We start from the raw sequence: 14,782 nt of genomic DNA on the forward strand, positions 1-14,782 counted from the left end.
TCAAGCGCTAATAGTGGGAGTCAGTAATGCGCCGTCAAATACAGTTGAATACGCACATCTCTGCCAAATACAATCAAGAGTTAGAGAACTTAAAGCACTCGGTGTTGACCATGGGCGGTGTGCTAGAGCAGCAGCTTGTTAACACTCTAGTTGCACTTAAAGAAAATGCGCCAAGTTTAGCAGAACGCGTTGCTTTAAATGATTCACGCATAGACTCCATGGAGTCGCAGGTGGAGCAAGAGTGCATGCGTATTATTGCTAAGCGAAACCCTACCGCTGGTGATTTACGCTTGGTCATGACGGTTTCAAAAACCGCCACCGACTTAGAGCGCATTGGCGATGAAATAGCCAGAGTGGCGAAGCTTGTGACTAAAGATCGCATTCCTGCATCAGATATAGTGCTGTCGGGCATGATGGATATTGGCAATCGCAATGTTGCCATGATGCGAGCTACTTTCGATGCTTTTGCCAGACAAGATGACAAGGCCGCGGTTATTGCGCACAAACTAGACACCCAAATTGACAAAGTATATAAAAAAATCATCGAACAAACTGCAGCCGAAATACAATCTAATCCACAAGATATAGCAATATGGATGGACGTGCTGTGGGCAATAAGGTCCTTTGAACGTATAGGCGACAGATGCAAAAATATCTGTGAGTACGTCATTTATTTAACTTATGGTCGAGATTTACACAGCTCTAGCATGAAAAAAACGGTCAAGAAGCTCTTAAAATAAACTAACTTTCGCTGCCTTTTCGAGCAAACGAAGGTTTTGGCTTGCGGTTTGCCCTAATTAATTGCCTCTGGCACAGGCTTGCCTATATCCACCACGCAAACCAAGGTTGGCGTGCAATAATGGCTTGGTAACAAGCTCGTGCACGTGCTAACCTTAGATTATTAAGACACTTTGATTTAGCGTGTGTACTTTTGCGATTACCCAATTTAAAACATCTTTACTACTTAAGTGTATTGCACAAAGAGCAGCATTTTGCCCGCGCGGCCCAAAAATGCAGTGTGAGTCAATCAACCCTTAGTGCGGCCATTCAAAACCTCGAAGATTCTATTGGCCAACAGCTTCTTGAAAGAGAGCATAAAACCTTTGTGTTCACCTACTTTGGTGAAGCTCTTGTCGAAAAAAGTAGGGACTTGTTAAACCAAACACAAGACTGGATAGCCTTTGCACAGTCGTCTGGCGATTGGCAGGCCGGGAATATAAAAATAGGCGTCATCCCCACGATCGCGCCATTTTTGTTTGAACAGCTCGTTAATACCTTGCAGCAAAATTTACCCAAACTAACGCTACAGTTATTAGAAGATACCACTGATAATCTAACGGATCTTCTAATAAAAGGTGATGTTGACTTGTTGATGTTGGCCTTGCCCATGAAAACACCAGGCTGCAAACAGCTATTGCTGGGTCAAGACCCGTTTCATTTAATTGCGCACAAAGACAAAGCAAAGCAGCTGCCTAAAAACGTACAAATTGAACAGCTCCCGCTAAACAGTATTTTCTTGCTGCAAAAAGAGCATTGTTTAACTGGACATGCTATAAGCGCCTGCGGTTTAGCGCATAAAGCGCAGGTGAGTTCCTTAACCGCAAGCAGTTTGTACACCCTAGTCACGCTGGTGAACAGCCAGATGGGATTTACCTTCATGCCTGCTATGGCACTGCAGCACGGCATTTTAAATGGCACAAACGTAGAGGCCATGGCGGTGACCAACAATGCTTTTCGGGAAATTGGTTTAGTATGGCGAAACGGCACTACCCGCGTGCAGTTGTTTAGAGCAATAGCAACCTTGCTTGCGCCCCTTATGCCAAAGCCTGCATTGTTAAGGTAAATTTTGCGCCGATGAGGCTAGTCAAAAGTCTTAAAAGTATAATACGTCGATTGCCCGCTCATTTGCATATAGTTATGTATGCAAATATAGAATAAACCTAGTATGCTTGAGCATATACAGACAGCTTTGAACACTATTACTCAGGTTAGGCGCTTAAACAACCCGAATATTAGCTCACCATCGGCAATTAAATAGGAGTAAATATGCAACAAGTTGTGATCAGCGGTTCTGGTTTATGGACACCCAAACATAGTATAAGCAACGAAGAGCTAATTAACTCGTATAACGATTATGCTGATTATTATAACGAGCAAAATAAAACGCAAATCGACTCAGGGCAGTTGTCTGCTAAGCCCCATTCAAGCGCTGAATTTGTTGAAAAAGCCTCGGGTATTAAAAGCCGCTATATATTTGAAAAAAAAGGCGTGCTCGACATTCACAGAATGCGCCCACTACTGCCATGCCGGGCTGATAACGAACTATCTCAGCAGGCTGAAATTGGGCTAGAAGCAGCCCAAAAAGCCCTTGCCAGCGCCAATAAAACTGCCGCAGACATCGACGCTATCATCGTTGCATGCGCCTACACTCAGCGTTCTTATCCTGCTATTGCCATTGAAATACAAGAAGCGCTAGGCGTCAAAGGATTCGGTTTTGATATGCTAGTAGCCTGCTCTGCAGCCACATTTGGGATGCATAGAGCTTATGAAATGGTGGCTGCTGGCACTGCCAGAGCAGTATTAGTGATTAACCCTGAGTTAGTATCACCACAAATAGATTACACCGATCGCGACAGCCATTTTATTTTTGGCGATGTGGCTACTGCCGTTGTGCTTGAAAGCGCAGAAACGGTTAGCAGTGAGCATGCTTACAATATCTTAAGCACAAGAGCGATGACCCAGTACTCTAATAATATACGTTCTAATTTTGGCTATATAACGCATGCCACTGATGAAGACCCTTATGGACCAGATAAGCTTTTTCACCAAGAAGGACGCAAAGTATTTAAAGAAGTATGCCCCTTAGCGGCGCAGCATATAACTGAACATCTGGCTGCTCATGAGCTTGTGCCACAAGATTTACGCAGATGGTGGCTACATCAGGCCAATATAAATATGAATACCTTAATAAGTAAGCGATTATTGGGCCGAGAAGCTACCACCGATGAAGCCCCAGTAGTACTAGATACTTATGCAAACACTGCTTCAGCGGGCTCTGTGATTGCTTTTAACCTGCATAACCATGACTTGCAGCGCGGTGATTATGGAATTTTATGTTCATTTGGCGCAGGCTATTCTATTGGCAGCTTACTGGTCCAAAAACGCTAAATGCCTTTGTTATTCGATATCGGCTTCGGCTTTAGGTTTCATCATTACTACTGATCAGTTTGCAATGCTTGACCGCATTGCGCTATCAATGCCATGTTAAATCACAAATGGCCGGATAACTTCCGTGAGTTTCAAAATAGAAGTCAGAGCAGAATATGCCAAAAACAGCTGAATTGTTTGGGATCACAAGTCCCACTCTATATTCGCTTATAGATAAATACCAGTTAGACGATTTGAAGGCGGGTTCTTAGTCGCCACACTCACATTAAGGTAGTATATTAAGGCTATCTTTGTTTATTAATATTTAAGGACACATGATGACACATCCTGCCGAAGTAAAAAATATGGAAGGTAAAGCAGTACCACAAGCAAGTTGGCCTACTCGCGTTGGCCAGGAATGGAAAAAACTGACTAGCGACGACTTGTTTGCCAATAAAAAAGTAGTGGTATTTTCGTTACCGGGTGCATATACGCCTACCTGTTCATCAACCCATTTGCCGCGTTACAACCAGCTTGCAGGCTTATTCAAAAAGCATGGTGTGGACAATATTTGCTGTATTTCGGTTAACGATACCTTTGTAATGAATGCTTGGTTAGCCGATCAAGAAGCCGATAATATTACGGTCGTGCCCGACGGCAACGGTAAATTCACATTCGACATGGGCATGCTAGTAGACAAAGAAGATTTAGGCTTTGGCAAGCGCAGCTGGCGTTATTCTATGCTGGTGAATAACGGCATTGTGGAGAAAATGTTTATTGAGCCAAATAAACCAGGCGACCCCTTTGAAGTGTCAGACGCCGACACGATGCTCAATTATTTAGCGCCCGGTGAAGGCGCACCAGCTGAAGTGTCTTTGTTTACCAAGCCAAACTGCCCTTTTTGCGTAGATGCAAAAGCACTGCTAACTAAACACGGCTACGATTATGAAGAAATTGTGCTTGGCAAAGACGCTAGCTTGTCTTCTCTAAAAGCAGTGAGCGGCCGGGATACGGTACCGCAGGTATTTATAGGCGGTAAACACATAGGCGGAAGCGATGATTTAGAAGCGTACTTCGCTGCAAAGTAAGTAGCGTAGTGCTTGCTAGTTATCCTAAAAGAGCCTACGTTGGCTCTTTTTTTCGATCTTTTACTGACCCAATTTAAGGTACGAATTTCATGACCATACTAGTTTGTTTACGAAACAGCTTTGCTGCTAAAAAGGCGCTCTTTTGCTATTCACTGGTTCATTTGCTGTTGTGTTCGCCTGTGGCATCTGCTGTTCAAGATAGACCTAATTCGAGCCAAAAAATGCAGACCTTATTTGTGCAGTCGCAGGGCTTTTTCAATATTTATGCGGATGAATTAGGGCCGGTAAAAGCCTGCGATGAGACCTTTACCAATGGCGTGAAGGTTTGCTATGAAAACCTTAAAAACGACGGTAATGCCCCTTTTGTATTACTGCCTAGACTTTCTCCTAGCATGGATGAACCTAAAGGTGTGGTAGTGTTGTTTCATGGTTTAAGTGATTCTCCGTATTTCATAAGTTCAATAGGCGAGTTTTTGCGCAACCAAGGCTTTGTGGTAATAGCGCCGCTTATTCCTGGCCATGGCAAACTAAACGCCGATGCCGACATGCAAGATCCGCAGCTCAAAACAAGATGGGTGGCGCATACAAACAGCGTAATGGCGGTTGCCCGAGATATGGCAGCGTCAGCGGACTTGCCCATTGTGGTGGGCGGATTCTCTGCAGGAGGTACATTTGCCACCTATTACACGCTTAACAACCCTCACGAGACTGCAGCGCTGTTGCTATTTTCGGGTGCCCTTGAGCTTTCTGGCTCTGCTGAGTCAATGTCAAAAATTTGGGGCATGAAGACATTGGCAACGTGGCTAGATGGTAAGTATGAAACCCTTGGTGCACACCCTTTCAAGTACCCTTCAGTGGCCAGTTATGCTGGGCTGGTGCTAATGGATCTTCTGCATGATATTAGAGGTATATTGAAAACTAAGCAAATAAACAAGCCTATTTTTGCTGCGCATTCAATGGCCGACAAGGTAACTTTGTTTAATGGGGTTGAAGCACTGACCCAACAAATGAAAGGCGAGCATACTATATTCAAAATTGATGAGTCGTATGATTTATGCCATGCCGACTTGCCCATGAGTTCAGCGCAAATCGTTAATCTAACCTTTGATAAGACTAAAATAAATGAAAATGAAAAGTGCTCGATGCCTCAGACTAACCCAGTGCATAGGAAAATGCTAATGATGTTGGACATTTTCTTATCCGAGACATTAGCAAAACAAAATGATGTATAGTCTGGGCATTTACACTAGATCTTAGCGCTTGAAGCCACTGTTTCGACCTGTGATCATACTCGTGGCAAGCTGTTGTTATATTTCTTTTGAATGCTATGCCCGCTGTAGCTTCAGTCAAGTAATTAATGCAACGCAAGCTATTTGAAAATGAGTGTTCATGAATATCAACGTTTGTTTTGACAACCGTCTAGTACATACTCCTGCATTTTTTTCCTTAAAAACAGCGCCTATGGACAAATAATTTTAAGGGCTTATTAAAAAAGAAATATGAATATCAGGAACCTATAGGAAGTCTTTGTTAAAATTTGGTTAAATAGTGACTTTTAAGCGCATTTATACAATAATACGCGGCTTCTTTGAGCTTAAAATAAAATATTAAAATAGAGATTTACACATGGCTACTAATTACGTTCCCCTTGATAAAGAAAAGCACAGTGCATTAAAAGTTGTACCAAAAGTTAATTTTGACATGGTGGCTAATACCCATTTAGCCGCTACCACTATTCGTGAATATGCGCAGCTAGCAGGCTCTATGCCGCTGGTGTTTATTGAAGATCCAAAATCTAAAAATGTGCATTCTGTGGCAATGCTCGGGTTAGAGCAAGGCCAAAACTTGTTTTATGCTGAAGGACGCTGGCAGGGACCCCACGTACCAATGAATATTCAGCGTTACCCTTTTGACATACGTCCAGACGGTGACCGCCTTGGTTTATATATCGATGAGAACAGTGAGTTGCTAAGCGACGAAGGTCAGCCCTTGTTCACAGAAGCGGGCGAGGCTAGCGATTTTCTTAAAAATCGTCAGCAATTTTTAACCGAACTGGCTAATAGTGAAGTACAAAATCAGCGTTTTATAAAGCAACTCCAAGCGCTAGAATTACTGGAAGTAATCCAAATTCGTATTGCGTACAGCAGCGGCCAAGCGCGCAATGTGACGGGTATTTTGTCAATAGACGAGAAAAAACTTATCGCTTTAGCCGATGACAAAGTGCTAGAACTGCATAAGTCTGGTTTTTTAGGCGCAGCATATTCGACCATGCTGTCTTTAGGTCAGTTAAATCGTTTAGTTGAGCTGTCGAACAAAACAGACAACCCGATAAAGTCAATTCAAATAGCGCCAGCGACGCCTGCAGCAACCCCTGACGTTGAGCAAGCGCCAATTGCTTAAGTGATCAATAGCGATTACCACGTTGTTATCTTAAAAATATTGTAAAAAACCGCTAAGGCGGTTTTTTACGTCAGTAATGTTACGCCCGCAACAAAGCGAGCTAAATAAGTTTTAAAAAACAAGAACTAATGACCGCAACGTTTACTTTTCAATCTATAACCTTTATTTTATAAATTACCCCTAAGTATATGATAAATATGGTTACTTAACACGAATATAAATTTGGATCTGAACATAAGATTTCTCTAGGTGTATTTTATACGCCATAAAGTGTAAATAAACTTGACATTAAGCGTTGAAAGTCAATAAACTGTCAAATAGTGGGAGAAAGTGGTAAAAAAGGGTTTATTTATACTTTGTTCTTTTATCAACTGTGGCAGCCAGTTTAATAATAAAAATAACATGAGCTACTAACAACTAAAAAGGCTAGGGGTAATGTTCCGCGGCGCTAACGCAATCAATCTTGACACAAAAGGTCGTTTGACGGTTCCCACAAGATACCGTCAATCCCTTATGGATGATTGCCAGGGACAGCTGGTCTGTACGGTTGATAATCGACAATCCTGTTTACTACTTTACCCACTCCCAGAGTGGGATATTATTGAAGAAAAACTAAGTAAATTTTCGACCATGAATTCCGATGAAAGGCGCATTCAGCGTTTGCTTATTGGTTATGCAACCGACGTAGAAATGGATAAAAGTGGCCGTGTGCTAGTCGCACCTACGCTAAGGCAATATGCCAATCTTGATAAAGAGATTATGTTAGTGGGTCAGCGTAATCGTATTGAAATTTGGTCACAAAGCACATGGTTTGCACAAGTAGCAGAAGATCTTAAAATAGAGCAAACGGGCGACTACGAGCAGTCCGAAAGACTTCAGGACTTCTCTTTATGAAAAAAGCCATACCCGAACAAGCCAACGCAAGTGCGACACTCTCGCACCGTTCTGTGTTGCTGCAAGAATCCATTGCAGCCCTTGACATCAAAGCTAACGGTATATACATAGACGCGACCTTTGGCCGCGGCGGTCACAGCCGCGCTATTTTAAGCCAGTTGGGTGACAGCGGCCGTCTCATAGCTCTAGACCGTGACCCACAGGCTATTGAAGCTGGAGCAAGCCTTGCTAGCGACCAGCGATTTAGTATTCATCATTGTGCATTTGCCAACATCAAGACCGTTGTAAACGATCTTGGTTTATATGGCAAAATAGACGGCGTATTAATGGATATTGGCGTATCGTCTCCTCAGCTAGACGATGCCAAGCGCGGGTTCAGCTTTCAAAAAGATGGTCCACTTGACATGCGTATGGACACCGGTTCTGGTGTAAGCGCAGCACAGTGGTTAAATACCGCCAGCCTTAGCGAGATCGCTACAGTCATCAAGCAATACGGAGAAGAAAAGTTTGGCACGCGCATTGCTCATGCAGTACTAGAACAGCGCGTTATTAAGCCCTTAGAAACTACGGCCGAATTTGCGGCATTAATAGATAAAGCCGTGCCGGTCAAAGACAAGTTTAAGCACCCCGCAACACGGACCTTCCAAGGCGTGCGTATATTTATTAATGGCGAGCTTAAACAGCTTGAATTAGGACTTGCTGAATCGGTAGACGTGCTTTGCACGGGTGGCCGTTTGGTGGTAATTAGCTTTCATTCTTTAGAAGACAGAATGGTTAAGCGTTTTATTAAAAGCCAAAGCCAAGGGCCAAAATACCCCTCAAAACTGCCGCTTACCCAAGCCGTGCTTGACCTTGGAAAAATCCTCAAGCCAATTGGTAAGGCTATCAAGCCAAGCGATGAAGAGGTGCAGCGAAATTCTAGATCGCGAAGTTCGGTGCTTAGAGCGGCCATGAAACTATGAGTAAGCCAAGCACGAATTTTAATTTATTAGTGATTGTTATGTCGGACTTGAGCCGGCATTTGTTTCTCTTGGCTTTGTTTTTTTGTGTAATCGCTTCAGCCCTTGCCGTTATTATTAGTAGCCATGAAAATAGACAGCTTGTGATAACACAAGAGCAACTGGTAAAACAAAAGGATGCTTTAGACATTGAGTGGCGACACTTAATAATAGAGCAAAGTGCACTTACCGAGCACAACCGTATTGAACGCGCTATGTCAGAAAAATTGGGCATGAAAAGGCCTACCCGCGAAGACGAAGTCTTACTGAGGGTGAAATAATGACAGCCGTGTCAAGTCCGTCAAAGCCACGAAAGCGAATAGCAAAGAAAAGTTCGCGTCACGCTAAACAAAAAGTCGCCCCTACGCTGTTGCAATGGCGTTTTTGGGTGGTGTTAATTGCGGTGCTAGCCGTGTTTGTCGCCTTGGCCTCTCGCACCGCTTTTATTCAAGTCATCCAAAGTGACCAACTGATTCAAAAAGGCGATAAACGTACTATACGTATTCGCGAAAACGCTACCTATCGAGGCCTAATAAGCGATAGAAATGGCCAGCAACTTGCGGTGAGCGTGCCGGCGCAAGCGGTGTCTGCAGATCCTAAGATAATCGCAGATAATAATTCATTGGAAGATTTGCGTAAATGGGAGGCCTTAGCAGAGGTATTAGACACCGATGTTGACAGATTGATAGGACGCGTTAGCGGCCCCGGCCGCTTTGTCTATTTACAGCGCCAAGTTACGCCGGCTATGGCCACCTTTGTGAGAAACTTAGCTCTGCCTGGTGTGTTTTTACTTGACGAGTCAAAAAGATATTATCCAAAAGGTGAAGTGTCATCACATATTATTGGCATGACCGACGCCGACGATAAAGGCCGCGAAGGTATCGAGAGTCTTTATAATAAATGGCTTACCGGCACGCCTGGTGAACGTAAAATTATTCGCGATGGGAAAAATAGACAGGTTGAAATACTCGAACAGACGGCCGGTAAACAGGGCAACGATGTCACGCTAACCATTGACCAACGCATTCAAGCAATCGCATTTAGGCAGTTAAAAGAAGCTACAATCATTTTTCAGGCCGCGTCTGCGTCAGTGGTCATTGTTGATGTGCACACAGGTGAAGTGCTGGCAATGGCTAATACACCTTCGTATAACCCTAACAATCGCGCAACCATGGAAAGCTATCGCGTGAGAAACAGAGCCATCACCGACGCCTTTGAGCCGGGCTCCGTGCTTAAACCTTTATCCATAATCGCCGCGCTCGAAAGCGGCTATTATGAGAAAGACAGTATAATTGATACCTCTCCAGGCTGGCGTCGATTGGGCGGCAGTCGTATACAAGATGCTAGAAATTACGGCAAACTGAGTATTACCGAAATTATGCAGCATTCTAGTAATATAGGTACCTCAGCGCTGGCCTTGTCTATGCCCAAAGAAGTGCTGATAGACTTCTATTACAATATGGGTTTAATGAGTGAGTCGGGTACTAACATGATTGGCGAATCAAGCGGCCTTTTCCATGAGCGCGCGCGCTGGTCCGATCATGAAATTTCGTCACTTTCCTTTGGTTATAACATTGCAGTTACCACGGTACAATTGGCTCGCATGTATGCCACTATTGCAAACGGCGGTTTGAAGCGCCCGCTGTCGGTGGTAAAGAATATGAATCCGGTCACCGAGCCTGAACGTGTCATTTCAAAGCAGGTGGCCAGTGATGTGCTGCTAATGTTGGAAGCGGTAACGCAAAAAGACGGCACCGCTTACAAGGCGAGAGTCCCAGGATACAGGGTAGCAGGTAAAACGGGCACAAGTTTAAAGGCCTTTGCGGGCAGTTACGGTCAAGAGTATGTTAATATTTTTGCGGGAATTGCGCCTGTTTCAAATCCACAAATTGCGGTGGTAGTGTTAATTAACGAACCAGGCGGTGACTACTATCACGCCGGCGACACCGCCGCGACTGTGTTTTCATCTATTGTGTCAGACACTATGCAAATATTGAATATTCCTCCCGACGCTATGAATATAGACGCAGTAGTGGAGCGACAGCTTAATGCCCGGCGCTAACCTTAGGCTGCACAACGTGCTGCGCTATTTACACATAGACTCAGCCACATTGTGCCAGCGTGACTTTTCAGCGCTTGACTGTTTAAGTTTAGACAGTCGCGCGGTTAACGCTAGCACTTTATTTTTAGCTATATCAGGTAGCCATACCTCAGGTCATCAGTATATTGATATGGCCGCCAAAAGCGGTTGCTCACTGGCTTTTTTAGATACCGCCAAGTCACAGCAGCACGGCATGCTTGAAGAGCGCCGCGGTAAAAGTGAGCATGCTATAAGCTGCTTGTTTGTGCACGATTTACAGCAGAAGCTCGCAGATATTGCCTACTGTTTTTATACTGGTAATAACACCACAAATCAATCACAAAATGCGCTGCCCAGTATTACCGCCGTTACCGGCACTAATGGTAAAACATCGGTGGCATCGTTAATGGCGCAGTTAAGCAGTTTATGTCATGAGCCGAGCGCCAGTATAGGTACACTTGGGGTGAATTTGTTTACTAAAGGCGCGCAACAAAAGCTAAGTGAAACGATTAACACAACGCCTGACATCATTTCGCTTGTTACTACCTTAGCCACGCTGCAAAAAAGAGGCTGCACCAGTGTAATGCTAGAAGCGTCTTCACATGGACTTGCGCAAGACCGCTTGAGTAAACTAAAGGTTGGCTGCGGTGTGTTCACTAATTTGACCCAAGATCATCTTGATTACCATGGTTCTATGGCATCTTACGGTCAGGCCAAGCGTCTGCTGTTAAAGGCCCAAGACCTAAGTGAAATTGTGCTTAATGCCGATGATGATGAGTCGTTAAAGTGGCAAGTTGAGACCTTTGATGAGCAAGCGGTATACTGGTTTTCGCTGCATGATTTAAGTGCAAAGAGGCATGGATGTTGGGCCAGCGAGATAAACTATTCCACACAAGGAATAAGCTTTATGCTGCACGCACGGTTTCCCTATTTTAACGCTCAGCAGCGCGTCACCGGGCCGTTAATAGGTGCGTTTAATGTGGCAAATTTATTGGCCGCAGTAACCGCCTTGCTTGCTCAAGGGTTCTCGTTTGCTGCGCTTGTTGATGCCGTTTCAAGCATTAGCGCTGTTGCTGGCAGGATGGAGCTGTTTACAAGTACAAAAGCCAGCGTTTTAGTAGACTATGCACATACTCCCGATGCACTAAAGCAAGCCTTACTAGCAGCGCGCGTGCATACTCAAGGCAAATTAATTTGTATTTTTGGCTGCGGTGGCAATCGCGATAGCAGTAAGCGAGTGCTAATGGGCCGTATAGCAAAGCAATATGCTGACAGCATTGTACTTACCCAAGACAATTCAAGAAACGAAAAGCCTTCTACTATTATAGCAGACATACAAAAAGGCCTGCATGACTTAGCGCCGCACCAAAGCCTTAGCATTGAACTTGATCGCGAAAAGGCGATTTGCCAAACGTGGCAAGCCAGCAGCGTCGGCGACATTATTTTAGTGGCGGGTAAAGGACATGAAGACTACCTAGAGATCAATAATCAGCGTATTGACTATAACGAAAGAAACATTGTTAGGCGACTAACTAGTGCTGTTGCACCGCGCACAAACACGCCAAGCGCGCAAAGTTCAAGAGGCCCACAATGATAGCCGTTTCTGTCGCGTGGATAGCGCAAAAAATTGAAGCTGCTTGCACGCCAGAGCCTATGCTAGAGAGTGTTGCTAACCAAATTATTAAGGGCGTGAGTACCGACACTCGCTCTATCCGCCAAGGCGATTTATTTATTGCCCTAGTGGGTCCAAATTTTAATGGGCATGACTATGTTGCCGCCGCTATCGATAAAGGGGCTGCTGCGGTAATTGTCAGTGAGCCTGATTTTACATGTGCTATTCCTACCTTAAGAGTCAGCGACACGCGAATTGCCTTAGGCAAACTTGGGGCAGCAGTAAAACAAAAATTATCTCCCAAAACAATCGCTATAACCGGCTCTAGTGGAAAAACTACGGTCAAGGAAATGGTTAATGCAATTTTAAGCACTCGGGGCAAAGTACTCGCAACCAAAGACAATTTCAATAACGATATTGGTGTGCCGCTTACTTTACTAAACCTGAACGAAAGCCATGAGTATGCGGTAATTGAAATAGGCGCTAACCACCAAGGTGAAATTGACTACACCTGCGGTTTAGTTAAACCCGATGTTGCCACCATTATCAACGCTGCACCAGCACACATTGAAGGCTTCGGCAGTTTGTTTGGGGTTGCCCGTGCAAAAAGTGAAATTATTAAAGGCCTGGCGCCAGAGGCGGTTGCGATACTGAATCATGACAGTCAGTTTTTCGAATTTTGGCAAGGTACCTCAAGCACGCAGCAAATACTCACCTTTTCATATGAATCTGATAAGGGTGACTTTCATGCTAAAAAAGTTTCTATCAACTCTGCCGGCTGCGCTGAGTTTGAGATGATTACGCCCATTGGCAGCGTGGCCATAAAATTGCGAGTGCCTGGTATTCACAACGTTGGAAATGCTGTGCTTTCAGCGGCTTTAGCAATAAGTGCAGGGGCTAATTTATCAAATGTTCAACAAGGACTGTTCAATATGCAAAGTGTTGCCGGCAGACTCAGCGTCAAGCAGCTAACGCCGTTTATTAAAGTACTTGATGATACTTATAATGCAAACGTGGGTTCAGTTAAAGCCGCGATTGATTTACTGGCAAGTTTTACTGGCACAAGGGTACTTGTATTTGGTGATATGGGCGAGCTAGGTGACCAAGCGAGTATGTATCATACGCAAATAGGCGAATACGCACAGACACATAATATAGACGCCTTGATTAGTTGCGGTCCCTTAAGTAGGCATGCCAGCAGCGCAATGCAAAGCAAAGGTATCGCCTGTGCTGACACCCAATCTGCATTTGAAGCATTAATTAAAATTATACGGCCACTCATTGCCCGTTCTACGCCGCTTCGTTCAAATACTAGCGTGAGTAAAAATACACTGGGCCAAATGGAACAAAGCACCAGCGTAACTATCCTAGTGAAGGGGTCGCGCGGTGCGGCTATGGAAAAAGTGGTCGAGGCCTTAATGGCATTTGACTTTAGTCAAAGCGATGATGGTTTACTGTCGAACAAAAAGGAGCCTGATTAATGTTATTCTGGCTGGCACAATGGCTTACTCAATACGAAAGTGGCTTTAATGTAATTTCTTATATTACCTTACGAGCAATTTTAAGTACCTTAACCGCGCTACTTATCGCTATTTTAATTGGGCCTAAAATGATTGCGTGGTTAAAGCGTATGCAAATTGGACAAACCGTACGCGATGACGGGCCGCAAACTCATTTGGCAAAATCAGGCACGCCTACCATGGGCGGCGTGCTGATACTTGCGGCTATATTAACCAGCTGTCTGCTATGGGCCGACTTAACTAATAAGTATGTGCTGGTGACGCTGTTTGTGGTGGTGAGTTTTGGCATTTTAGGTTTTGTAGATGACTATCGCAAAGTGGTGCGCAAAGATCCCAACGGGCTTATTGCCAGATGGAAATACTTTTGGCAGTCCATCATTGCCATTGGGGTGGCCTTCTTTTTGTACTCAACCACCACCATGGCGGCCGAAACTTCGCTAATTGTGCCTTTCTTCAAAGACGTTTTACCTCAGCTTGGCCTTTTTTATTTAGTTTTGAGCTACTTTGTTATTGTGGGCACCAGCAACGCGGTTAATTTGACCGACGGTTTAGACGGCCTTGCCATAGTGCCGGTTATATTAGTGGCAGGTGCCTTCGCGATTTTCGCCTACGCCACGGGCAATATAAATTTTTCAAGCTACTTACACATTCCTTTTATTCCAATGACCAGTGAGCTAGTCATTGTGTGCACCGCTATAGTCGGCGCAGGTCTTGGTTTTTTATGGTTTAACACTTATCCGGCCCAAGTTTTCATGGGCGATGTGGGATCCCTATCATTAGGCGCCACCTTAGGCGTGCTAGCGGTGCTGGTCAGACAAGAAATAGTGCTATTTATCATGGGCGGTATATTTGTAGCAGAGACGCTGTCAGTTATTTTGCAAGTGTGGAGTTTTAAAACACGTGGCAAACGCATATTCAGAATGGCGCCTATTCACCATCATTTTGAGCTAAAGGGCTGGCCTGAGCCAAGAGTCATTGTGAGGTTTTGGATCATTTCGCTTATCCTCGTGTTAGTTGGCTTAGCCACGCTTAAGTTGAGGTAG

At 44.4% G+C, this 14,782-nt stretch carries 13 protein-coding genes; all 13 read left to right on the top strand.

The window, feature by feature from the left end; all coding sequences use genetic code 11:
* Positions 1-26 precede the first annotated feature (26 nt).
* The 13 genes from phoU (at position 27) to mraY (ending at position 14,782) form a co-directional block, all read left to right on the top strand.
* Entirely contained in the window at positions 27-740 is a 714-nt protein-coding gene (phoU, locus tag BAE46_RS05155) for a phosphate signaling complex protein PhoU (protein WP_006006462.1), read from the top strand.
* A 191-nt stretch (positions 741-931) separates the two neighbouring features.
* Entirely contained in the window at positions 932-1,843 is a 912-nt protein-coding gene (locus BAE46_RS05160) for a hydrogen peroxide-inducible genes activator (protein ID WP_006006464.1), read from the top strand.
* Between the two features lie 203 nt (positions 1,844-2,046).
* Complete coding sequence (locus BAE46_RS05165) at positions 2,047-3,168, top strand: beta-ketoacyl-ACP synthase III (protein WP_070111906.1); 1,122 nt, start codon at positions 2,047-2,049, stop codon at positions 3,166-3,168.
* A gap of 317 nt (positions 3,169-3,485) precedes the next feature.
* Positions 3,486-4,235, top strand: a complete 750-nt coding sequence (locus BAE46_RS05170) for a glutathione peroxidase (RefSeq protein WP_006006469.1) — start codon at positions 3,486-3,488, stop codon at positions 4,233-4,235.
* A gap of 89 nt (positions 4,236-4,324) precedes the next feature.
* A complete protein-coding gene (locus BAE46_RS05175) occupies positions 4,325-5,467 on the top strand; it encodes an alpha/beta hydrolase (protein ID WP_006006471.1) in 1,143 nt (380 codons plus the stop codon).
* A 394-nt stretch (positions 5,468-5,861) separates the two neighbouring features.
* Positions 5,862-6,635 carry a SapC family protein gene (locus BAE46_RS05180; protein ID WP_006006474.1) on the top strand — a complete coding sequence of 258 codons (774 nt, stop codon included), beginning with the start codon at positions 5,862-5,864 and terminating at the stop codon, positions 6,633-6,635.
* Between the two features lie 435 nt (positions 6,636-7,070).
* Positions 7,071-7,529: a division/cell wall cluster transcriptional repressor MraZ gene (gene mraZ / locus BAE46_RS05185; RefSeq protein ID WP_006006476.1), complete on the top strand. Its 459-nt coding sequence runs from the start codon at positions 7,071-7,073 to the stop codon at positions 7,527-7,529.
* Positions 7,526-8,491, top strand: coding sequence for a 16S rRNA (cytosine(1402)-N(4))-methyltransferase RsmH (gene rsmH, locus BAE46_RS05190; RefSeq protein ID WP_006006478.1), 966 nt, complete (start codon positions 7,526-7,528; stop codon positions 8,489-8,491). Before mraZ ends, rsmH begins: the two co-directional genes overlap by 4 nt.
* Positions 8,488-8,808, top strand: a complete 321-nt coding sequence (ftsL, locus tag BAE46_RS05195; protein ID WP_040520946.1) for a cell division protein FtsL — start codon at positions 8,488-8,490, stop codon at positions 8,806-8,808. Before rsmH ends, ftsL begins: the two co-directional genes overlap by 4 nt.
* Positions 8,808-10,589 (top strand): peptidoglycan glycosyltransferase FtsI, encoded by a 1,782-nt coding sequence (locus tag BAE46_RS05200; RefSeq protein ID WP_006006483.1) that lies wholly within the window; start codon positions 8,808-8,810, stop codon positions 10,587-10,589. Before ftsL ends, BAE46_RS05200 begins: the two co-directional genes overlap by 1 nt.
* Positions 10,576-12,201: a UDP-N-acetylmuramoyl-L-alanyl-D-glutamate--2,6-diaminopimelate ligase gene (locus BAE46_RS05205; protein ID WP_006006485.1), complete on the top strand. Its 1,626-nt coding sequence runs from the start codon at positions 10,576-10,578 to the stop codon at positions 12,199-12,201. The genes BAE46_RS05200 and BAE46_RS05205 overlap by 14 nt, the downstream gene beginning before the upstream one ends.
* Entirely contained in the window at positions 12,198-13,700 is a 1,503-nt protein-coding gene (locus BAE46_RS05210) for a UDP-N-acetylmuramoyl-tripeptide--D-alanyl-D-alanine ligase (RefSeq protein ID WP_006006487.1), read from the top strand. Before BAE46_RS05205 ends, BAE46_RS05210 begins: the two co-directional genes overlap by 4 nt.
* Positions 13,700-14,782 carry a phospho-N-acetylmuramoyl-pentapeptide-transferase gene (gene mraY / locus BAE46_RS05215; protein WP_006006489.1) on the top strand — a complete coding sequence of 361 codons (1,083 nt, stop codon included), beginning with the start codon at positions 13,700-13,702 and terminating at the stop codon, positions 14,780-14,782. Before BAE46_RS05210 ends, mraY begins: the two co-directional genes overlap by 1 nt.

This window comes from Glaciecola punicea, assembly GCF_001756615.1.
GTDB classification, from domain to species: Bacteria; Pseudomonadota; Gammaproteobacteria; order Enterobacterales; family Alteromonadaceae; genus Glaciecola; species Glaciecola punicea.

Excerpts from the sequence above, each read along its gene's own strand:
- phoU (WP_006006462.1), top strand. The coding sequence starts at position 27 with ATGCGCCGTCAAATACAGTTGAATACGCACATCTCTGCCAAATACAAT.
- BAE46_RS05165 (WP_070111906.1), top strand. The coding sequence starts at position 2,047 with ATGCAACAAGTTGTGATCAGCGGTTCTGGTTTATGGACACCCAAACAT.
- BAE46_RS05170 (WP_006006469.1), top strand. The coding sequence starts at position 3,486 with ATGACACATCCTGCCGAAGTAAAAAATATGGAAGGTAAAGCAGTACCA.
- BAE46_RS05175 (WP_006006471.1), top strand. The coding sequence starts at position 4,325 with ATGACCATACTAGTTTGTTTACGAAACAGCTTTGCTGCTAAAAAGGCG.
- BAE46_RS05180 (WP_006006474.1), top strand. The coding sequence starts at position 5,862 with ATGGCTACTAATTACGTTCCCCTTGATAAAGAAAAGCACAGTGCATTA.
- mraZ (WP_006006476.1), top strand. The coding sequence starts at position 7,071 with ATGTTCCGCGGCGCTAACGCAATCAATCTTGACACAAAAGGTCGTTTG.
- rsmH (WP_006006478.1), top strand. The coding sequence starts at position 7,526 with ATGAAAAAAGCCATACCCGAACAAGCCAACGCAAGTGCGACACTCTCG.
- ftsL (WP_040520946.1), top strand. The coding sequence starts at position 8,488 with ATGAGTAAGCCAAGCACGAATTTTAATTTATTAGTGATTGTTATGTCG.
- BAE46_RS05200 (WP_006006483.1), top strand. The coding sequence starts at position 8,808 with ATGACAGCCGTGTCAAGTCCGTCAAAGCCACGAAAGCGAATAGCAAAG.
- BAE46_RS05205 (WP_006006485.1), top strand. The coding sequence starts at position 10,576 with ATGCCCGGCGCTAACCTTAGGCTGCACAACGTGCTGCGCTATTTACAC.
- BAE46_RS05210 (WP_006006487.1), top strand. The coding sequence starts at position 12,198 with ATGATAGCCGTTTCTGTCGCGTGGATAGCGCAAAAAATTGAAGCTGCT.
- mraY (WP_006006489.1), top strand. The coding sequence starts at position 13,700 with ATGTTATTCTGGCTGGCACAATGGCTTACTCAATACGAAAGTGGCTTT.